Below are 20743 nucleotides of genomic sequence, written 5' to 3' on the forward strand. Positions count from 1 at the left end.
TTACACTACGCGGCGAAATACTTTTTGTTTTGGCGTTAAAAGGTTTTCTTTATTATGTCCGTAATGTTACAAAGCTTAAATAATATCCGCACCCTTCGTGCAATGGCTCGCGAATTCTCCATTGACGTTCTTGAAGAAATGCTCGAAAAATTCAGGGTTGTCACTAAAGAAAGACGTGAAGAAGAAGAACAGCAGCAGCGTGAACTGGCAGAACGCCAGGAAAAAATTAGCACCTGGCTGGAGCTGATGAAAGCTGACGGTATTAACCCGGAAGAGTTATTGGCTAACGGCACAGCTGCACCGCGTGCAGGTAAAAAGCGTGAACCGCGTCCAGCAAAATATAAATTCACCGACTTCAATGGTGAAACCAAAACCTGGACCGGTCAGGGCCGTACGCCGAAGCCAATTGCTCAGGCGCTGGCAGAAGGTAAATCTCTCGACGATTTCCTGATCTAATCCCTGGCGCCGGATGCCGCCTCTATGGCGCATCCGGCGTTGCTTCTCAAGTTCGCTGATTCCACGGCATCTTGTCTAATAGCCTTGCCATCCCGCAAAAACCGCTGATTCCTGCAAACATTAATCCTGCGCCGACAAATCCACTTAATAAGAAGAAGCTGCTATTAATGGCATAACCCAGTACGACGCCGATTAATATTAAGCCGCCAGCGGCGATCTGTACCTGACGCATTAATGGCAACGGTTGAGATTTATTTTCTGCTATCGGCAATCCCGCTTTTTTCCAGCCATCGATCCCATCTTCCAGTAAAAAGACCTCTGCGGGGGCGGCAATCGCTGCTAATTTATCAGCGTTATTACGGGTGCGTTTACCCGCCTGACAGTGGAATATAATTTGTTCGCTACGTAATTTATCTGGAAGACCGGACTGTTCTATCACGGATAATGGTGCCAGAGAAGCTGCTGGAATATGTTCACGAAGATATTCGTCGGCATCACGAATATCGATTAACTTTGCACCACGCGCGATTAATTCTTGCGCGTCATGCGGTGAAATTGTTATCAAAGCCATCGTCACTCCTTACGGACAATAGATATTTTTCAGGGTGGCGATAATGGCATTTACCGCCTCATTTTTAATGGAATAAAGGATGCGTTGGGCGTCCCGCTGGCTGTCAATAAGTCCCTCGTCACGCATGCGAGCCAGATGCTGTGACGTGGCGGAGGCGCTAAGTCCGGTAATGCGAGCCAGTTCTCCGGCGCTGGTCCCAGGTGACCCGCAAAGCATGCACAGAATCAACAACCGTTTGGGGTGACTCATTGCTTTCAGTAAGGCCGCAGCCTGTTCGGCGCTGGCCTGTAGTTGGGCGAGTTCAGTCATAGTTATTTAAGTGTTTTCTAAATTAAGTAAATTCTAAACTAAAAGTTCAGCGTATACCAGCGTCAGCAGCGTAAATGAGGGTAAACGCGTAGGCTGAAACTGGCAGGTTCCGCTAAAATTATTTCGCTTAGGAGATAAAATCTCTTTTTAAACAATGGTTAATTTTCTTATAGGGAGTACATATGGGTTTCTGGAGAATCGTCATCACCATCATTTTGCCGCCGCTCGGCGTGCTGCTGGGCAAAGGATTTGGTTGGGCGTTCATCATTAATATCTTGTTGACGCTGCTTGGGTATATCCCTGGTTTAATTCACGCTTTCTGGGTGCAAACCCGCGATTAACTCTGTGCTTACTCCGCGGCGTTAGTGCGCCGCGTTCCTCTGCTACACTTTCTGAGTGTTTCCGTTAACGAACGAGGTAACTATGGGTCTGTTCAATTTTGTGAAAGATGCCGGAGAAAAACTCTGGGATACAGTTACTGGTCAGCATGATAAAGACGATCAGGCGAAGAAGGTGCAGGAGCATCTGAACAAAACCGGCATTCCAGATGCCGATAAAGTAAATATCCAAATTACCGATGGCAAAGCGACGGTGACTGGTGATGGTTTGAGCCAGGAAGCGAAGGAAAAAATCCTTGTTGCGGTGGGGAATATTTCTGGTATCGCCAGCGTAGACGATCAGGTAAAAACTGCGACACCAGCCACTGCCAGCCAGTTTTATACCGTTAAGTCTGGCGACACGCTTAGCGCCATTTCCAAACAGGTCTACGGCAACGCCAATCTGTACAATAAAATCTTCGAAGCGAATAAACCGATGCTGAAAAGCCCGGATAAAATTTATCCGGGACAAGTGTTGCGTATTCCAGAGTAATGGCGGTTAGTCCGCCATCGCCTGCTGGATAATGGGAATCGGCGTCAGCAAATGCTGGCGCATTAACTCACTGGCGCGCGCGGCATCCCGCGCCAGCACAGCTTCGGTTAAAATTTGATGTTGGTTGTGTTTATCCTCCAGCATTTCCACCGAAAGCACTGTTCGCCGCAGCCAGATGAAGCGATAGCGCGCCGCCAGATCAAACAACCGTTCACGCATTTGCAGCAAATAGTGAGAACCACAGCCTGTCACAATTGCAGTATGAAACGCCTGATGACGCAGGTCCCACTCATCAAGCATTTTCTCACTGGCGTCACAGGCCTCAAGCTTACTGAGCAGATGCGCCTTCGCAAGAACGTCTGCCTCCCACTCATCGCCACCGCGGGCAATCGCCAGGCTTACCAGCATCGCTTCCATATTGGCACGGGCATCGAAAATATCGAGCAACTCCTGCTCTGACATAGACGCCACCCGATACCCTTTTTGATTCACCACCGTGACCAGTCGTTCTGCCACCAGTTGCGAAAGCGCTTCCCGCAACGGCCCGACGCCAAGTGCATAACGCGATGTCAGCAAACTCATCCGTAATTTTTCATCCGGCTGAAAATTGCCGCGAATAATATCGTTCTTCAACCAGCGATAGCCATCCAGAGAGGTAATGGTCATGGTGTGACTCCTGATCATTATCAGCGCGTATTATGAATGGGTGTTTTTTGCCACATTATCAGCTTTTTCCAGCGAGCCATAATTGGCACGGTACAGATAATCCCTATCGCTAATAAGCCGGTGGAGATCACTTCTAACTGTTGAGCCGGACGGAATAGCATCACCACCAACACAAAAGTAATAAAGCCAATCACCAGCCAGGTGAGCCACGGATAAAGCCACATGCGCAGGCGAATATCGCCGCCTTCCGCCAGTAGGATTTTACGCATCCGTAATTGCGAAACGGCAATGACTAAATAAACCAGCAAGGCGATAGCGCCGGAGCTGTCGATCAGGAATTTAAACACTTTCGCAGGCGCGTAATAGTTCACTACCACCGTTAAAAATGCCGCACCGGTGGAGAGTAATACTGCCACGTACGGGGTTTTACTGCGGTTGATTTTACCCATTACCGCGGGCGCATCACCGCGACGGCTTAAGGAGTAGAGCATCCTTGACGCGGTATACAGCGCCGAGTTCAGGCAACTGGTTACTGACAGCAAAATAACGCAATCCATAATGAATTTTGCATGCGGAATATTCAGCAGCTCCAGCACGGAACGGTAGGAACCCACGGTTTTCAGTCCTGGCATATTCCACGGAATGAGAGCCACGACGACAAAAATAGAACACAAATAGAAAATAGAGATACGCCAGATAACCGAGTTGGTGGCGCGAACAATATGTTTATCCGGCGTGTCGGATTCTGCGGCGGCGATGGTGACAATTTCCGCGCCCATAAACGAGAACATGGTGATCAGCATCGCGCTTAATACCGCCCCGAAGCCGTTAGGCATAAAGCCGCCGCTATCCCATAATCTTGAAATACCGCTCACTTCTGCATATGGGTAAAAACCGCTAATCGCCACTGCGCCGAGGAAAATAAATGCCAGGATGGCAATCACTTTGCATATCGCCAACCAGAACTCAAATTCACCGTAGTTTTTAACGCTTAATAAATTACTGCCGGTTAAGGCGAGGGTAATGACCAGGGAAAACAACCAGATGGGAATGCCGGGAACCCATGAATGCAGGATCATAGCGGCGATGTTAGCCTCCAGTGGGATAACCAGTACCCAAAACCACCAGTACAGCCAGCCGATGGTATAACCTGCCCAGCGGCCAATTGCCTTGTCGGCATAGGTGGAAAAGGAGCCGGTATCGGGCGTAGCAACCGCCATTTCCGCCAGCATCCGCATGATCATAACCACCAGTAATCCGGCGAACAGATAGGCCAGTAATACCGCCGGGCCCGCTTCGGCGATGGCGACGCTTGAACCGACAAACAGACTTGCACCGATAACACCGGCAATAGACAACATGGTGACGTGGCGTGATTTCAGCCCGCCGCCTAACTCATGTGGTTGCGATGATTGCCCCATCCTGAATCCTCTCGAAAGTGTGTCACTTGGGAGAGCGCCCCGACATTTCCCGCGTCGGGTCACGCGTTTAATTGTTATTGATTCTTTTGCCGGAGAGCGGCTCCGCCTTATCCGGCCGACATAGATTTATTCCTGTTCACATACAGATTATCGGATACGGCGTAAACGCCTTATCCGACCTACATTTCCGTGGGCCGGACAAGACGCAAAGCATCGCCTCCGGCATGGTGCGGGGCTATTGTTTCGCCTCATCAAAACACTGGCCGATGATCTCCAGACCCTGACGGATCTGTGCGTCTTCAATGGTGAGCGGTACCAGGATGCGCAGCACGTTGTAATACGGGCCACAGGAGAGAAGAATCAGGCCCTTATCGCGGGCGCGCGCCACGATGTCGGCGGTGAGTTTGGCGTTCGGTTTACTGTGATCGCCATCTTCAAACAGCTCGATGGCGATCATCCGCCCCCAGCCCGCGTACGTCGCCGATCTCAGTGTGTTTTTCGGCGATCGCCAGCAATCCGTCTTTCAGCTTCTGCCCCAGGTCGTTGGCTTTTTGCAGCAGATTTTCCTGCTCGAACACCTTCAACACTTCCAGCGCGGCCACGCAGGCAATCGGGTTACCCGCATAGGTGCCGCCCAGGCCGCCCGGTGCGACAGCGTCCATCACTTCGGCGCGCCCGGTGACGCCCGCCAGCGGGAAGCCGCCCGCGATGGATTTCGCAAAGGTGGTGAGATCCGGTGCAACGCCCATCTGCTCCATCGCAAACAGCGTGCCGGTACGCCCCGCCGCCACTCTGCACTTCATCGGCAATCAGCATGATCCCGTGCTCGTCACACAGCGCGCGTAAACGTTGCATAAAGGCTGGCGTCGCGGCGTAGAAACCGCCTTCGCCCTGAACCGGCTCAATCACGATGGCGGCGATATCTTCCGGCGCCGCGTCATTTTTGAAGATTCGGTGGATACTGGCGATAGCGTCGTCTTCACTGATGTCGTGCAGCGGGCAAGGATAAAGCGCGCGATAAACATGGCCCGGCATCAGCCCCATACCCGCAGAGTACGGATTCACCTTGCCGGTCAGCGCCAGCGTGTAGTGCGTGCGCCCGTGATAAGCGCCGCTAAAGGCGATGGTGCCGCTGCGTTTGGTGGCAGCGCGGGCGATTTTTACCGCGTTTTCCACCGCTTCCGAACCCGTGGTGACCAGCAGCGTTTTTTTGGCGAAATCGCCCGGCACCTTCTGATTCATTATTTCGCACAGCTCCAGATACGGCTCGTAGGCCAGCACCTGGAAGCAGGTATGCGACAGTTTTTTCAACTGCGCTTCCACTGCCGCAACCACTTTCGGATGCAGGTGCCCGGTATTGAGCACCGCAATCCCGCCCGCGAAATCGAGATACTCACGGCCTTCAACGTCCCACACCCGGCAGTTTTCCGCGCGGTCAGCGAAAATCGGGTGAATTTGCCCAACGCCACGAGGAACTGCCTGACTGCGGCGCTGCATTAACTCTTTATTGCTGCTCATTCGCGTTCTCCAGTTAAAGACCGATGCACATATATTTGATTTCTAAGTAATCTTCGATGCCATACTTCGAACCTTCACGACCCAGACCCGAGGCTTTGATACCGCCGAACGGGGCCACTTCATTAGAAATAATGCCGGTATTGATGCCGACGATGCCGTACTCCAGCGCCTCGCCCACGCGGAAGACGCGGCTTAAATCACGGGCGTAGAAATAGGCGGCAAGACCAAACTCGGTGTCATTGGCTTGCGCAATCACATCAGCTTCATCTTTAAAGCGGAACAGCGGGGCGAGGGGGCCGAATGTCTCTTCTTTCGACACTTTGGCGTTAGCCGGAACGTCCACCAGAATGGTTGGCTGGAAGAAGTTGCCGCCGCGTTCGTGCGCTTTACCACCGCAAACCACGCGCGCGCCTTTCTCCAGCGCATCGGCAATATGCTCTTCCACTTTTGCTACCGCTTTTTCATCGATCAGCGGCCCGATGGTGACGCCTTTATCCAGCCCGTCGCCGATGTGCAGTTTGCTCACCGCCTGCTGCAATTTTTCGGCAAAACGGTCATACACGCCGTCCTGCACGTATAAACGGTTGGCGCAAACGCAGGTTTGCCCGGCGTTGCGGAATTTCGAGGCCAGCGCGCCTTCCACGGCTTTATCGAGATCGGCATCGTCAAAGACGATAAACGGCGCGTTGCCGCCGAGCTCCAGCGACACTTTTTTGATGTCTTTCGCGCACTGTTCCATTAACTGGCGGCCAATTTCGGTCGAGCCGGTAAACGACAGTTTGCGTACCAGCGGGTTGCTGGTCAGTTCGTTACCGACCGCGCCCGCCGAACCGGTGACCACGTTAAACACGCCTGCCGGAATGCCCGCGCGAATCGCCAGCTCCGCCAGCGCCAGCGCAGAGAACGGCGTCTGACTGGCGGGTTTCAGCACCATCGTGCAGCCTGCCGCCAGCGCCGGACCGGCTTTGCGGGTAATCATCGCTGCCGGGAAGTTCCACGGCGTGATGGCGGCGGTAACGCCAATCGGCTGCTTGATCACAATCAGGCGTTTATCGGCCTGATGACCGGGAATGGTGTCGCCATAAATGCGTTTGCCTTCTTCGGCAAACCACTCAATAAAGGAGGCGGCGTAGCTGATTTCGCCTTTCGCTTCAGCCAGCGGTTTGCCCTGTTCGAGGGTCATCAGGCGCGCTAAATCGTCCTGATGCTCCATCATCAAATTGAACCAGTTGCGCAGAATGTTGGCGCGTTCTTTGGCGGTGAGCGCACGCCAGGCGGGCAGGGCGCGGTTGGCAGCGTCGATAGCGGCGCGGGTTTCATCAGCGCCCATTTTCGGCACGCTACCCAGCTTGTCGCCGTTCGCCGGATTGGTGACGTCGATGACCTCGCCATTGTTGGCGTCCAGCCATTCCCCGTTAATTAACGCCTGCTGGCGGAATAAGTTACTGTCGTTAAGTTTCATCGCTACATCCTGTTTTCAAAGGTTATTGATTAAACGCGGCGTGTAAGGCATCCACACTACGTGCCGCTCGCAGCGTGCGTCCGGGGTTACTCTGGCTTGCCAACAGCGTTTGTACCTTGCTGACAATATGCGCACCAATAGGAATTGCTGATGTCGCTGCCGGGGAGGGCGCATTGCAGGTGTGGATCGTGCGCGGGGTGGTGACAAATAGAAAATCGTCAATCAGCTTGCCGTCCGGCGATACCGCCTGCGCCCGCACACCGGCAGGCCAGGGCTGGAGATCGCTTAACGAAAGCCGGGGACAATACTTTTGCACCAGCCGCAGATAGCCGCTTTTGCACAGCGAGTTTTTCATCTCGCCCAGTCCTGAGCGTAGATGGTTTTGCAGCACCCGGCGAATCCCCGACGAGCCCAAAATCTCCAGCGTGTCGCTAAATGAGAAGTCGCGCTTGCGATAGCCTTCGCGTTTGAACGCCAGCACCGCGTTTGGCCCGACGGTGACGCTGCCGTCGATCATGCGGGTGAGATGCACGCCCAAAAACGGCATTGCCGGATCGGGAATGGGGTAAATCAGGTGGTTAACAATGTGGTTATGCTCCGGCGCAAGGCGGAAATACTCGCCGCGGAACGGGCAGATAATAAAGCCAGGTTCGAGGCCGAGCATTTTCACCAGCCGGTCAGCCATCAGCCCGGAACAGCTAATCAGCGTCGATGCTTCATATTCGCCGCCCTGGCGGGTACGTATCACCACGCCGTTTTTATGCTCATTAAGGCCGCTGACTTCGGCGTTATAAATAATCTCACCGCCTCTGGCCTGGAAGATTTTTGCCATCGCCGCCGTCACTTCGCGGTAGCTGACAATACCGCTGGACGGCACAAAAATACCGCCGAGCCCGGTGATATTCGGTTCGCGCTCGCGCAGTTCGTCGGCGTTTAGCCATTCGCGCTCGATACCGTTCGCCGCTGTACGTTCCCATAACGCGCGCATCCGTTCCATTTCGAGATCGGACGTGGCAACCAGCATCTTGCCGCAGTTGTCGTAGCGAATGCCGTTTTGATCGCAAAAGGCTTTGGTGGCGCGATTTCCCGCCAGGCAAAACTGCGCCTTCAGGCTGCCGGGCGTGTAATAGACCCCGGCATGGATCACGCCGCTGTTGTGGCCCGTCTGGTGACAGGCCGGGCCGGACTCTTTTTCCAGCAACGCAATGCGGGCGTCCGGATAGAGATCAATCAGTTGCATGGCGGTCGACATGCCGATGATGCCGCCGCCAATAATCACAAAATCATACATCCGCTCAATTCCTTTGCGCTTACTGATGCGTCTGGTAGTGGTGAGTGGCGTAAGCGAAATAGCCGCGTTGGCGCATCAGTTCGCGACGCAGATCCGGATGCGCGGTAAAGCGGTCGCGACCGTGCAGCCAGAACAGGTTGTTAATCAACAGGAATTTGCCAACGGGAACGGGAACAGAAAGAATGCCTTTGCTGGTTTCAATGGCGTCCGAAAGCTCGCTCAACCACACGCCTTCTTCGAAGTCTTTCGGCTGGACGAACTGGTCGATATAACGCATCACCGGGCGACCCTGCTGATCGACATCGAACACAGGATGGAAGACATCTTTGCTGACGTTTTTACTCGGCGGCGCGGCAAAACGCATTGGGCGACGTGCCAGCGGATGGCGGAAATAATGGTCCAGATGTTCCCAGTCATCGAGATGCAGCAGCAGCGAGTTTCCGCCCTGCATGTTCTGCTCGTCGATTTTCATCATCAGTACGTAATCAGTGATTTCTTCGACGTAGGTGCCGTCGTTGTGCAGCTCCATTACGCGGTGCGGCTGGCGCAGATAGCTGTCTGAGTTATCAACATTTTTCACGACAAAAACGCGCATAATACTGACCGCTCATGGCATCGAAATTGGAACGTCCAATCAGATGCGCCACCGCCGTCGCCAGCTTTACCATCTCATCTGCCTGCGCGACATCATCGACGCCCACCGCATTGATCAACAGCGCACCCTCAGCGCGGTTTAGCAGCGTTTTCAACAGCAACGGTTGCAGCTGGTTCGCACAGAGATCGTCAAGAATTTTACCCACACGAAAACGCAGAAACGATTTGTACTCCAGCGCCTGCACGGGCCACTCGGCAACCTGCTCGAGGAACTGTTTGGTCGTCTGTTCGGTGAAGGTGAGTTCCAGCAGACGCGGGGATTGCGCCGACGGGGTGAGGGTGAATCCGCTATAGTCCTGGCCTGAATCGACAGCGTTATTTTGTACGGCGGTCAGTGCATTCATCAGAAGCGATCCTCTTATGAGATGTAGGGTGACATGGCGATGCTCATTTCGTAGCCATAATCTAAAAATATCTACATTTCTGAAAAATGCGCACAAAAGTTACATATTGTTTTCTTATTGTGATCAAAAACAACAAATCAATAACAAAAAATGTAAGGGATAAAAATTGGGCTGAACATAAATATATAATTAAAACAATATATTAATTTCGGTTTTATCCAGTTTTCGGCCAGATGGCATTTGTTTGCTCATCTGTTGAAATGCTATTTAAACTACTTTTTCAGAGTTCGGAGTTACTTCAACTTACTGAGTTCCGTATCGACTAATGTGAGTAAGAACAATCCCATTCAACCGATGTTATTTGATGACATCGATAACAATCTTAATGAACAAACAGATTCCGGGAAGACTGGCTATGGAGGCTAATTTTTCTATTTCTGGCAACGGGTTAATGACAGTTACTATTTTTCGAGAAGCTGATACTGACCTGAGGGATGCTGTATATGTCTGGACTGTAATTGAATGGGGTTTACACACGATGGAATCTGGACCAATAAAAAAGCCCGCATCAGCGGGCTTTAATGTCACAGGGAGTCGCGACTCCGTTGCGTATTCCTTTTTTGTCCTCCCCACCGTCTGGTCGGTGTCCTGATGAGACTTCTAACTTCCTGTTTTTGTTGGTGTTGTGATAACACCATCCAATCATGATTGGTGGAGCTGGCGGGAGTTGAACCCGCGTCCGAAATTCCTACATACCATTTTTACCATAACAAAAACATTAAGTTTCATTTAAAATCAGTCTGTTATTGTTGTTTTGTGTTTGTCCGTTTTACGCTTTTTTAATGCTCTGCCGCCAAAATGCCGCCACATTGTAGGTATTAAGTCTACTATTTATCACCTGTTGTTAAGACACGCGGGCATCGTACCCATACAAGTCTTGAAAGCATGAGTAAAACAATTCTTGATTGTTGAGTTCGCCCTTTGTTTCCGGTATTTCACTCTGTAGAAAATTTTTATTAATTGTCCACTCAATAGCTAAAGTATTAGTGTAGTTTGTTGAACTACTAATTTTAGCATTATTAGGATGAAAAAGTTGCTGTATAAATTCAATATCTGAATCAAGTGAAATAAAATGTATGTTTGCATTATCTTTTAATCTATCATCAAATCTAAGTTGGATAGTGGTTTTGTAATGATTAAAATCAGCAATTGGGTTATAAGATGAAAAATTTTTACTTTTAAATTTTAATATCTTCTCAGCTCGTTGGCTTCCAAAGATATACATCAGAGCTACAATTGTAAACGGTTGGTTTTTAAATTCATTAAACTCGTTTACTATCTCTTTAAACTCATAATATGTATTCTCTCGTTGTTCTACTTTCTTTGTTTCCCCTATTTTTTCTTGTAGCTTATCAAGGAATTTTGTTTTTTTATCTATTAATCTGTCAGTTTCTTTTTCATATATTATTTTTGATAGTTTATTTACATTGGATGTTAGGAAATCATAATCAGTGTTAGCTTCTTTAATAAATGATTTTACAATTTCACTATCCTCTATAATTAATTTTCTTATTTTTTTATTAGGTGTTTTTATGATTTCTAATTTGCCGTTACTGTCAAGTTTTTTTATGGGTTTTTCCTTCTATTATTGATAGTAAAGGTGAGAAAGTATTTCCTTTGATATCTAATGCTTTTAATTTATTAAGCATATCAATTCTATTAGGTTCTGGGATATTAGAAGAATTGTTGTGCTTATTCATTAGATCAATTATGTTTCGATCTAAAAGGTAGAGCTCTGTCATAATAATTACCTTTTAATTAGTAGAAAAAAGAGTGGCTAAAGGATTTTTTGTCACCGCATCTTCAAGATGCTCTGGTGCGAAATGAGCATAAATCATGGTCATTTTTATATCGGTATGGCCTAAAATTTCTTTAAGCACAAGTATATTACCGCCATTCATCATAAAGTGGCTGGCGAATGTATGGCGTAGCACGTGGGTGCATTGTCCTTCTGGCAGTTCGATACCGGCCCGCTTTACTGCCCGCTCAAAGGCTTTTCTGCATGGTGTGAATAATTTCCCTCTATTTTTGGGAAGTTCGTCATACAGATCCTGAGATATTGGCACGGTACGGTTTTTCTTGCCCTTCGTCTTGGTGTATGTGATGCGGTATTTTGACAACTGGTGTCCCTGCAGATTTTCTGCTTCACTCCAGCGTGCTCCGGTGGCCAGGCATATTTTTGCAATCATCAGCAGGCTGGGGCTTTGAGAATCTGCGCAGGCATCCAACAGGCGCTTGATTTCGTCCATGGAAAGAAAGGCCAGCTCACCTTCAGCAATTTTAAATGTAGGAAGTCCTGCCAGTGGGTTTGGTGCTGACCAGTGTCCCAGCTTTTTCAGTGTGCCAAAAACCGATGACAGGTTGCGTTGTTCAAGATTTACCGTGCGGGGCTTAACAGGCGACATAAGCGCGCCATCTTCATTTCGCACTTCACCCTTTAGCCGTGCTTCCCGGTATTTCGTAAAATCACCGGCGGTCAGTTCTGAAGCGATGGGATCGCCCAGACCATTACAGATAATTTTAAGTTTCGCCATCAGGCGTTTGGGGTCAGCAAGCGTCTGTCCGTAAAGTGAGTACCATTGTTCAATCACTTCTGACAAATGTCGCCGATCTTCCTTTTCCCCCAGCCACGGTTTTTTGTTCACTTCTTCCATTGTGAAACGTTCAAACGCAATGGCTTCGCCTTTTGTCGCAAATTGTTTACGTACGCGTTTGCCATCTCGCCCGTTTGGGTAGCATTCACATAACCACTTTCCGTTCGGCTGTTTTCTGATCGTCATTATTAGATGCTCTTAATCACTTTTACCACACGCCCTACAACGGCTACGTCATCAACTGCACATTCAAAGGTTGTTTCTTCCTGATGAACAACAAGCTTATTTCCGGGAATTCGAGCTACTTTTACGATGCTTTTCACTCCATCAATATCAACAAGCCAAGAGCCATTACTGATCTGTTTTACAGATACATCAACAATAAAACTTTCTGTTGTCGTTTGTATGAATAGATAGTTTGACGAATCGCCCTCAACCAACCTGCTATCTAATAAAATTTCGTCATATGATTGAAGTTCACCATTTCTTAATTCTGTGTATTTGATACTGGGAGCTACGATTTTAGAAAGTGGTCTAATTGTGACGTCATTATCATTTTTGAGAATGTTTGAGTCACAGTTATCTGCATACATATCACCCTGTCCGGTTGCCAACCAAAGAAGCGAGATCCCGGTTTCTAGAGCACATTGAATTACCCACTCTGCTGGAAAGCTATCTCTTAAGTATCTGTTTGCCATGGTGCTTTTAGATACTTTTAAGTGTTCGCAGAGTTGTTGGCGTGAGCTGAAATTGTAGGCTTTTATCAGCCTGTTGATGGCATCACGACCCCCACTATCGTTTCCACCCTTGATTAGACTCATAATCAAACCCCTTGACGCATATAAAATGAGATCTTAATATCCATTCATGGTTTGAAAAGCAAAACCAAACCACATAAAACGAGATGATACGATTACAAACTAAGAGATACTGCACTATGAGCAACGACATTTCAATTCGTGTACCAAAAGTGATGGCGACACCAGCTGAGTTCGCGGAATGGGAAGGCCGCTCTCGCGGTTCGGTATATCAAATGATTCATAATGGAAAACTCGCTAAATTCTTGGAAAGAAAAGAAAAACCGAAAGACAGAGTATGTATACGTTACCTTGAGTACAAAAAGGAACAAGTCAGGAAAAACATGGGCCAATCCAATTTCAACTTTAATGTCATCGTTGGTGACTAAGTTCAATTATGAGAACTTTCTAAGGGGGCAGCATGTTTGATTACAAGATTTCCAAACATCCGCATTTTGATGAAGCCTGTAGAGCTTTTGCACTACGTCACAATATGGCGAAGCTGGCAGAACGTGCAGGAATGAATGTTCAGACACTGCGAAACAAACTCAACCCAGATCAATCGCATCAGCTCACCGCACCAGAAATCTGGCTGCTTACCGATCTGACTGAAGATTCAACGCTGGTAGATGGCTTTCTGGCACAGATTCACTGCCTGCCATGCGTACCGATTAATGAAGTGGCAAAAGAGAAACTGCCGCATTACGTCATGAGTGCAACTGCAGAGATCGGGCGTGTTGCTGCAGGTGCGGTATCTGGCGATGTAAAAACCAGTGCAGGTCGTCGTGATGCTATCAGCAGCATTAACTCTGTAACACGATTGATGGCGCTGGCGGCTGTTTCATTGCAGGCCCGTTTACAGGCTAATCCTGCGATGGCGAGTGCAGTTGATACCGTGACTGGCCTCGGTGCTTCATTCGGTTTGCTGTGAGGTGCTTATGCTGACGAAAGAACCATCATTTGCATCGCTGCTGGTAAAACAAAGCCCGGCAATGCACTACGGTCACGGCTGGATCATGGGTGAGGATGGTAAACGCTGGCATCCGTGCCGTTCACAAGATGAATTGCTGTCTGAATTGACCACGGGGAAACGGAGAAAGTCAAAATGTATGCAGCGGAAAGTGAAGTGGTTTATCAGTTTCGTTACAGAGGGGAGAGTTATTCAGTACCTGAAGATGATTTGCTCTGTTGTTATCCGTCGTTGTCGGGCGATGGCAGTTACTTTTTCACGCTAAAGGATGGGACGTTTTTACGGGGAGAGCAGGTTAAAGAGATGATACGAAAAAATATATCTCCTCTTGAGCGTTACCGTAAGAACAAAGAGCGATAGTTGCGTTTTGGGGATATGAATTATGGCAATTAATGGCGCTGCGGCGACTGTTCCATTAAGCCCAGGTGAACGCCTGAATGGACTTAATCATATTGCGGAATTAAGGGCGAAAGTATTTGGCCTGAATATTGAGTCAGAGCTTGAGCGGTTTATTAAAGATATACGTGATCCACGGGATGTTAATTATGAACGAAATAAACGGGCACTGGCTGCTATATTCTTTATAGCAAAAATTCCAGCTGAACGTCATAGCATCAGCATTAATGAGCTGACCACTGACGAAAAGCGGGAGTTGATTAAAGTAATGAATCATCTTCGTGCAGTGGTGAGCTTATTTCCCAGACGGCTAGCCATGCCGAATTAACCAATTAATGAAATTCATGGCGTAAACCCGCCGGGCATTCCTTTATCTAAATTCAGGAGAATTGATTATGCGTAATATTGAAACCCTCTCGACTAAAACCGGACCGGATGACGCAGGACTTAATATTTTACTGACAGAGGCTCGTCTGGAAGAACGTCGGGCAAGAGCTGAAGCAATGGCAGCTCGCCTTGATAGCCTTGCGTGCCATATCACATCCCGCCAGCTAAACCACGTTGAAGCGGCTGAACTGCTGCGTGTGGCAGCTGAAGCAATCCAGAACGAAGCGCAGGAGATCCACTAATGGCTGATGCAATGGATCTCGTACAGCAGCGCGTTGAAGAAGAACGCCAGCGTCATATCCGTGCCGCCCGTGCCAAAACGCCGGGCGTGTCCCGCGTGCTTTGCATTGAGTGTGAAGCGCCAATTCCGCCAGCACGCCGCCGTGCCATTCCGGATGTGCAGCTTTGCATTACCTGTCAGGAAATCGCAGAGCTGAAAGGCAAACATTACAACGGAGGTGCTGTATGAGCACCATCCTGAAATGGGCGGGAAATAAAACCGCCATTATGTCCGAACTGAAAAAGCATCTTCCTGCTGGCCCGCGACTGGTTGAACCTTTCGCGGGTTCCTGTGCAGTGATGATGGAGACGGAGTACCCCAGCTATCTTGTTGCGGATATTAATCCTGATTTAATCAACCTCTATAAAAAGGTTGCTGCTGATTGTGAATCGTTTATATCTCGCGCCAGAGTTTTATTTGAGATCGCAAACAGGGAGGTGGCTTATTACAACATAAGGCAGGAGTTTAATTACTCAACTGAAATTACTGATTTCATGAAAGCGGTATATTTCCTGTATCTCAATCGTCACGGTTACCGTGGTTTATGTCGCTATAACAAGAGCGGGCATTTCAACATTCCCTACGGTAATTATAAAAATCCGTATTTCCCTGAAAAAGAAATTCGCGCATTTGCAGAAAAAGCCCAGCGAGCAACGTTTATCTGCGCCAGCTTTGATGAAACGCTGGCGATGTTGAAGGCGGGGGATGTGGTGTATTGCGATCCGCCGTATGACGGTACGTTTTCCGGCTATCACACTGATGGCTTCACTGAGGATGACCAGTATCACCTGGCATCCGTTCTTGAACATCGATCATCTGAAGGTCATCCGGTCATTGTTTCTAACAGTGACACATCCCTGATTCGTTCGCTGTATCGCAATTTCACTCACCACTACATCAAGGCAAAACGCAGCATCGGCGTGTCGGCTGGCGAGAGTAAATCTGCAACAGAAATCATTGCTGTTTCCGGGGCGCGCTGCTGGGTGGGATTTGATCCTTCGCGTGGCGTGGATAGTTCTGCTGTGTACGAGGTGCGTGTATGAGTCATGACGATATGAGCAACTCTAGCGGCTTTAACGAGGCCGCAGCAGCATTTTCATGGAACGGCCCGAAAAAGGCCATTAACCCTTATCTGGACCCGGCGGAAGTTGCGCCGGTTTCTGCGCTTTCAAACCTGATCACTCTGTACGCTGCCGATAACGAGCAGGAACAACTGCGCCGCGAGGCACTGAGTGATCAGGTCTGGGAGCGTTATTTCTTTAATGAATCCCGTGATCCTGTCCAACGCGAAATGGAGCAGGATAAGCTCATTAGCCGGGCAAAGCTGGCGCATGAGCAGCAGCGTTTTAATCCAGATATGGTCATTCTGGCGGACGTCAATGCCCAGCCTTCCCATATCAGCAAGCCGCTGATGCAACGTATTGAATACTTCAGCAGCCTGGGCAGGCCAAAGGCTTATTCCCGCTATTTGCGTGAGACGATTAAGCCATGTCTGGAACGACTGGAGCATGTACGCGACAGTCAGCTATCCACTTCTTTTCGCTTTATGGCAAGCCATGAAGGGCTGGACGGCCTGCTGATCCTGCCTGAAATGAGTCAGGATCAGGTGAAACGCTTGTCTACCCTTGTCGCTGCGCATATGAGCATGTGCCTTGATGCAGCTTGTGGCGATTTGTATGTCACCGATGACGTTAAGCCAGAAGAAATCCGCAATACATGGGAAAAGGTGGCAGCGGAAACCCTGCGTCTGGATGTCATCCCGCCTGCGTTTGAGCAACTCCGCCGGAAAAGAAACCGCCGTAAACCCGTGCCCTATGAACTCATTCCGGGTTCGCTGGCGCGTATGTTGTGCGCTGACTGGTGGTACCGGAAATTATGGAAGATGCGTTGCGAATGGCGGGAAGAGCAGTTGCGTGCTGTCTGCCTGGTCAGCAAAAAAGCATCTCCCTATGTCAGCTATGAAGCCGTGATGCATAAACGTGAGCAGCGCCGTAAGTCGCTGGAGTTTTTTCGTTCTCATGAACTGGTGAACGAAGACGGCGACACGCTGGACATGGAGGATGTGGTAAACGCCAGCAGCAGCAACTCTGCGCATCGCCGCAATGAGATGATGGCCTGTGTTAAAGGCCTGGAGCTTATCGCGGAAATGCGCGGTGACTGCGCCGTTTTCTACACCATCACCTGTCCGTCACGTTTCCATTCCACGCTAAATAACGGCAGGCCCAACCCGACCTGGACAAATGCGACGGTAAGACAAAGCAGTGATTATCTGGTCGGCATGTTTGCTGCATTTCGTAAGGCGATGCACAAAGCCGGATTGCGCTGGTATGGCGTGCGGGTGGCTGAGCCGCATCATGACGGTACAGTTCACTGGCACCTGTTGTGTTTTATGCGCAAAAAAGATCGCCGCGCCATTACTGCTTTGTTGCGTAAGTTTGCCATTCGTGAAGACCGCGAGGAGCTGGGGAATAACACGGGACCACGCTTTAAGTCTGAGTTGATTAACCCGCGCAAAGGAACGCCGACAAGCTACATCGCGAAATATATCAGCAAGAACATTGACGGGCGTGGTCTGGCTGGCGAGATCAGCAAGGAAACGGGTAAATCTCTGCGTGATAACGCTGAATACGTTAATGCCTGGGCGTCTCTGCATCGTGTTCAGCAATTCCGCTTCTTTGGTATTCCGGGGCGTCAGGCTTACCGTGAACTGCGATTGCTGGCTGGTCAGGCGGCAAGGCAACAGGGCGACAAAAAGCAGGTGCGCCGGTACTGGATAACCCGCGCCTTGATGCCATCCTGGCTGCTGCTGATGCTGGTTGTTTTGCCACTTACATCATGAAGCAGGGTGGTGTACTGGTTCCCCGCAAATATCACCTCATCAGAACTGCTTATGAAATTAACGAAGAGCCGACCGCCTATGGCGATCACGGCATTCGTATTTATGGCATCTGGTCACCCATTGCAGAGGGCAAGATCTGCACTCATGCAGTGAAGTGGAAAATGGTTCGTAAAGCCGTTGACGTTCAGGAGGCGGTAGCCGACCAGGGCGCTTGCGCCCCTTGGACTCGTGGCAATAACTGTCCCCTTGCTGAAAATTTGAACCAACATGAGAAAGATAAATCAGCAGACGGGGATACCAGAACGGACATTTCCTGCATGGATGACAAGGAATTGCACGATTACCTGCACAGTATGGGCAAAAAAGAGCACCGGGAACTGGCAGCAAGATTACGCCTGGTTAAACCGAAACGGCGTAAAGACCACAAACAGCGAATTACAGACCATCAGCGTCAGCAGCTCGTCTATGAACTGAAGTCCAGAGGATTTGATGGCAGCGAGAAAGAAGTCGATTTACTGCTTCGTGGCGGCAGTATTCCGTCAGGAGCAGGCCTGCGTATCTTCTATCGGAACCAGCGTTTGCAGGAAGATGATAAGTGGCGGGATCTGTATTAATTACGCGGGTTAACAATTCGTGCTCTTAATAATACCAGGCATATCAGGCTGATGAACGTAAAAAAAACGTTTTACATCAGTAAGATTATTATATACTGTAAATATAAACAGTGGTTATATATACAGTGTTGCGTATGGTGTTATAGGAGGAAAGATGCAGGACTATTTTTGGGAGTCTTTGAAGCTCCAGCGCATTGATTTTTTTCTTAAGCTTGTAGCGGCTAGTGAGTGTAGCGATGAAGAGAAGGGGCTGGCTCTGCAGTGGGTTTCTGAATTGACTGATGAGTTGATGGCGAAAATTCGAAGCCATGAATACAGTAGGTCGATGGATGTAATCAGTTGAGCTTGTTTCGTTAGGACTTGATAAGGGAACCGAAAAGGGGCATTAAGCCCCTTTCTCATAAGTTGATTTAGTTGTTCCCCAAAGAGCCGGCCATGGCTGCATATTTAATTTCTTCGCTGGGTATTTCAGGATGTAGTTGAATTTGCCTGATGACATAGCCAGGAACTTCGTCACTCCACAGTTTCGCCGCGTCCTTACAGACCTTATACGCGAAGTCTCTATTCTCAAAGGCATAGGATTTTCCGTATGCATATTGCTGACAGGCATGAACATAAGCTCCGAAGTCGCCGTCTTTATCTGGCAAAGCACATCCAGCCAAGGCTATGATGATTGCTACTAACGTAAAGGAGAAAGTTATACGTTTCATGGTCTCTTTCTAAGCGTTTAGCATTATTTAACTAAGGGGTATCTGCCGTGATTTGGTAGTCCCTGATATATATTCTCAGGGACTATGCTGAAGTAGCTTTAATTTCGATTATTTAGAAAGGTACTTATCTCTAAGTTGATTCAGTCTGTCAGCATCGCGTTCTGAAAACTCGGCGTCACCATAGATCGATTTCCCATCTGCGTCTTCAAGGCCAATGACTGTGACGGTAAATATAGCATCAGCCGGAACTTTAAGTTTTCCCCAATCAGAGTATCTATTAGGGGCTAATTTCCAGTTGGCTTTCTCACCTGGTTCCAGACCTCCAGAAATTTTATAGTTGAAGACGTCAGAGAACCAAGGGACGCTTCTTCCTGGACTGGCAATAACTCCTTTGAAGAATACTCTGGCAACCGCTTTGTCTGTTCCGTTTTCAACGCTAATATCCAGAATTGGCTGATCATTGCCGTAATCCTCTTTCTGGAAATAAAAACGGGAACGTTCGACCTTGAAGGCTTTCATTTTTTCCGCAGCCTGTGTTGCAGAGGTTTGTTTGGCTTCCAGTTCTTTTATTTCTTGCAGAGCCTGTTCTTTCTCTCTCTTCTCACGCTCAAGGCGAATAGTTTGTGCGTAATTTATAACCTCATCACCAGTTTTACCTTCCAACGCTGACTTAATTTTTGTTTCGTAGACGTCCCCAGAAGACGTTCCAGCCTGCATTAGCTCTCTCATGTTGATTTGGCTAAAGGCAACGACTTTAACTGCATCATCAAACTGAGCTTTTTTATCTGCAGGTAAGGACTCTCTTACTTTTTGAATGGACTCTTTCATCGACTGATCGCTTGATGCATCGATCTTCGGTTTGTCACAAGCAGTAAGCAGCAGAGCAAAAGCAATTACGCCAGTTAATTTCTTCATATCCCTATCCCAATCGTAAAAAAACAAGGCTAATCCTAACAGGATTAGCTGGCATGACAAACTCATAGCCATATAGGTGTGCTGTATAAATTAGCGGGATGAGAAAGCCTGCGCAGCCCCTCATGTTGAAACTTGATTTTAGCTCAAAAGAGCTGACACTAAATAACTGCGCGGAATAATGCTCCACTTTCGGTTAGCCCTTGCTGGGTAAGGCGTGGGGCCGTTTTCTTCGCCTGATCCTGCTGTATCTGGCCTACAGTATGTTGCCCTTACGCGACATGCCACATGTCAGTAAACGGCAGGTGTAGCAGTATTAGACGCAGCTATTTAGTGTGTATTAAGCTGGCTCATATTTATGACTGGTTTCAAGGTTTGACCGATTTTCATGTCATGCATGTCTATGCTGCATGAGTTCGCATGATCGTTTGAGGATCGGTTTGGCTAAGACATGCCAGAACTGGCGGGCTTTTGCTCATGTCATGCAGGTGCATGAAAACCACTACATAAAGCGGGCAGGCGTGGCGGGGATACGAGCGCGCGCAACGGGGTAAAATGGCCAAAATCCGGCACAGCCTCTGGCCCGCTGGCGGCCTCATTTAGTGGAGGGGGGGCGATGTCA

General features: G+C 49.0%; 23 protein-coding genes and 4 pseudogenes. 13 read left to right on the plus strand and 14 right to left on the minus strand.

All coding sequences use genetic code 11. The annotated features are described in order from the left end of the window. Positions 1–54 precede the first annotated feature (54 nt). Positions 55–456 (plus strand): DNA-binding protein StpA, encoded by a 402-nt coding sequence (gene stpA / locus CRI63_RS17120; protein WP_064529914.1) that lies wholly within the window; start codon positions 55–57, stop codon positions 454–456. A 46-nt stretch (positions 457–502) separates the two neighbouring features. On the opposite strand, the gene CRI63_RS17125 is transcribed toward stpA, so the two are convergent. Both CRI63_RS17125 and CRI63_RS17130 read right to left on the minus strand, forming a co-directional pair. Beyond that, positions 503–1027 (minus strand): rhodanese family protein, encoded by a 525-nt coding sequence (locus CRI63_RS17125; RefSeq protein ID WP_135520200.1) that lies wholly within the window; start codon positions 1025–1027, stop codon positions 503–505. Positions 1028–1036: 9 nt separating this feature from the next. After that, positions 1037–1336 carry a metalloregulator ArsR/SmtB family transcription factor gene (locus CRI63_RS17130; protein ID WP_130208087.1) on the minus strand — a complete coding sequence of 100 codons (300 nt, stop codon included), beginning with the start codon at positions 1334–1336 and terminating at the stop codon, positions 1037–1039. Between the two features lie 182 nt (positions 1337–1518). On the opposite strand from CRI63_RS17130, the gene CRI63_RS17135 reads away from it, so the two are divergent. Together CRI63_RS17135 and kbp are read left to right on the plus strand one after the other, a co-directional pair. After that, on the plus strand, positions 1519–1677 hold the full coding sequence (locus CRI63_RS17135) for a YqaE/Pmp3 family membrane protein (protein ID WP_000508177.1): 159 nt from the start codon (positions 1519–1521) through the stop codon (positions 1675–1677). 82 nt (positions 1678–1759) lie between these two features. Then, positions 1760–2206, plus strand: coding sequence for a potassium binding protein Kbp (kbp, locus tag CRI63_RS17140; RefSeq protein WP_064529911.1), 447 nt, complete (start codon positions 1760–1762; stop codon positions 2204–2206). A gap of 6 nt (positions 2207–2212) precedes the next feature. Here the strand turns inward: kbp and csiR are convergent, their stop codons facing one another. The 10 genes and pseudogenes from csiR to CRI63_RS17190 form a co-directional block, all read right to left on the minus strand. Continuing rightward, positions 2213–2872, minus strand: a complete 660-nt coding sequence (gene csiR / locus CRI63_RS17145; protein ID WP_130217237.1) for a DNA-binding transcriptional regulator CsiR — start codon at positions 2870–2872, stop codon at positions 2213–2215. Between the two features lie 20 nt (positions 2873–2892). Beyond that, positions 2893–4293 carry a GABA permease gene (gene gabP, locus CRI63_RS17150; RefSeq protein ID WP_130217239.1) on the minus strand — a complete coding sequence of 467 codons (1401 nt, stop codon included), beginning with the start codon at positions 4291–4293 and terminating at the stop codon, positions 2893–2895. 235 nt (positions 4294–4528) lie between these two features. Beyond that, positions 4529–5811, minus strand: a pseudogene (gene gabT / locus CRI63_RS17155) (4-aminobutyrate--2-oxoglutarate transaminase). A 13-nt stretch (positions 5812–5824) separates the two neighbouring features. Then, on the minus strand, positions 5825–7273 hold the full coding sequence (gabD, locus tag CRI63_RS17160; RefSeq protein WP_000772848.1) for an NADP-dependent succinate-semialdehyde dehydrogenase: 1449 nt from the start codon (positions 7271–7273) through the stop codon (positions 5825–5827). Positions 7274–7295: 22 nt separating this feature from the next. Further along, entirely contained in the window at positions 7296–8564 is a 1269-nt protein-coding gene (gene lhgO / locus CRI63_RS17165) for an L-2-hydroxyglutarate oxidase (protein WP_135520202.1), read from the minus strand. A 19-nt stretch (positions 8565–8583) separates the two neighbouring features. Next, positions 8584–9562: pseudogene (gene glaH, locus CRI63_RS17170) on the minus strand (glutarate dioxygenase GlaH). Positions 9563–10466: 904 nt separating this feature from the next. Continuing rightward, a complete protein-coding gene (locus tag CRI63_RS17175; RefSeq protein ID WP_135520204.1) occupies positions 10467–10847 on the minus strand; it encodes a hypothetical protein in 381 nt (126 codons plus the stop codon). 331 nt (positions 10848–11178) lie between these two features. Then, positions 11179–11364, minus strand: a complete 186-nt coding sequence (locus tag CRI63_RS17180; RefSeq protein ID WP_135520206.1) for a hypothetical protein — start codon at positions 11362–11364, stop codon at positions 11179–11181. A 12-nt stretch (positions 11365–11376) separates the two neighbouring features. After that, on the minus strand, positions 11377–12402 hold the full coding sequence (locus CRI63_RS17185) for a site-specific integrase (protein ID WP_024221119.1): 1026 nt from the start codon (positions 12400–12402) through the stop codon (positions 11377–11379). A gap of 2 nt (positions 12403–12404) precedes the next feature. Further along, positions 12405–13037 (minus strand): phage repressor protein CI, encoded by a 633-nt coding sequence (locus CRI63_RS17190; RefSeq protein WP_024221118.1) that lies wholly within the window; start codon positions 13035–13037, stop codon positions 12405–12407. A 116-nt stretch (positions 13038–13153) separates the two neighbouring features. Here CRI63_RS17190 and CRI63_RS17195 point away from each other — a divergent pair, with 116 nt between their 5' ends. From CRI63_RS17195 to CRI63_RS17235, 10 genes and pseudogenes are all read left to right on the plus strand, one after another. Further along, positions 13154–13402 (plus strand): hypothetical protein, encoded by a 249-nt coding sequence (locus CRI63_RS17195; protein ID WP_000063849.1) that lies wholly within the window; start codon positions 13154–13156, stop codon positions 13400–13402. A gap of 32 nt (positions 13403–13434) precedes the next feature. Then, a complete protein-coding gene (locus CRI63_RS17200; protein ID WP_135520207.1) occupies positions 13435–13944 on the plus strand; it encodes a phage regulatory CII family protein in 510 nt (169 codons plus the stop codon). 7 nt (positions 13945–13951) lie between these two features. Further along, positions 13952–14107 (plus strand): annotated as a pseudogene (locus CRI63_RS24445) (phage filamentation protein Fil family protein); the annotation flags it as partial. A gap of 11 nt (positions 14108–14118) precedes the next feature. Continuing rightward, on the plus strand, positions 14119–14343 hold the full coding sequence (locus CRI63_RS24845) for a hypothetical protein (protein ID WP_021576389.1): 225 nt from the start codon (positions 14119–14121) through the stop codon (positions 14341–14343). Positions 14344–14365: 22 nt separating this feature from the next. Next, positions 14366–14707 carry a DUF5347 family protein gene (locus CRI63_RS17210; RefSeq protein WP_000996713.1) on the plus strand — a complete coding sequence of 114 codons (342 nt, stop codon included), beginning with the start codon at positions 14366–14368 and terminating at the stop codon, positions 14705–14707. Between the two features lie 67 nt (positions 14708–14774). Continuing rightward, positions 14775–15008, plus strand: a complete 234-nt coding sequence (locus tag CRI63_RS17215) for a DUF2732 family protein (RefSeq protein WP_001244212.1) — start codon at positions 14775–14777, stop codon at positions 15006–15008. Next, positions 15008–15235, plus strand: a complete 228-nt coding sequence (locus CRI63_RS17220) for a TraR/DksA family transcriptional regulator (protein ID WP_135520209.1) — start codon at positions 15008–15010, stop codon at positions 15233–15235. Before CRI63_RS17215 ends, CRI63_RS17220 begins: the two co-directional genes overlap by 1 nt. Then, positions 15232–16089: a DNA adenine methylase gene (locus CRI63_RS17225; protein ID WP_135520211.1), complete on the plus strand. Its 858-nt coding sequence runs from the start codon at positions 15232–15234 to the stop codon at positions 16087–16089. The genes CRI63_RS17220 and CRI63_RS17225 overlap by 4 nt, the downstream gene beginning before the upstream one ends. Then, a pseudogene (locus CRI63_RS17230) lies at positions 16086–18499 on the plus strand (replication endonuclease). Before CRI63_RS17225 ends, CRI63_RS17230 begins: the two are co-directional and overlap by 4 nt. Positions 18500–18653: 154 nt before the next feature. Continuing rightward, positions 18654–18842 carry a hypothetical protein gene (locus CRI63_RS17235; protein ID WP_135520213.1) on the plus strand — a complete coding sequence of 63 codons (189 nt, stop codon included), beginning with the start codon at positions 18654–18656 and terminating at the stop codon, positions 18840–18842. A 67-nt stretch (positions 18843–18909) separates the two neighbouring features. Here CRI63_RS17235 and CRI63_RS17240 read toward each other — a convergent pair whose 3' ends face one another. Together CRI63_RS17240 and CRI63_RS17245 are read right to left on the minus strand one after the other, a co-directional pair. After that, on the minus strand, positions 18910–19209 hold the full coding sequence (locus CRI63_RS17240) for a hypothetical protein (RefSeq protein ID WP_135520214.1): 300 nt from the start codon (positions 19207–19209) through the stop codon (positions 18910–18912). Between the two features lie 108 nt (positions 19210–19317). Further along, positions 19318–20124, minus strand: coding sequence for a DUF6694 family lipoprotein (locus CRI63_RS17245; protein WP_001580535.1), 807 nt, complete (start codon positions 20122–20124; stop codon positions 19318–19320). Positions 20125–20743 lie beyond the last annotated feature (619 nt).

Origin of the sequence: Escherichia sp. E2661 (assembly GCF_004745185.1) — a bacterium.
Taxonomy (GTDB): Bacteria; Pseudomonadota; Gammaproteobacteria; order Enterobacterales; family Enterobacteriaceae; genus Escherichia.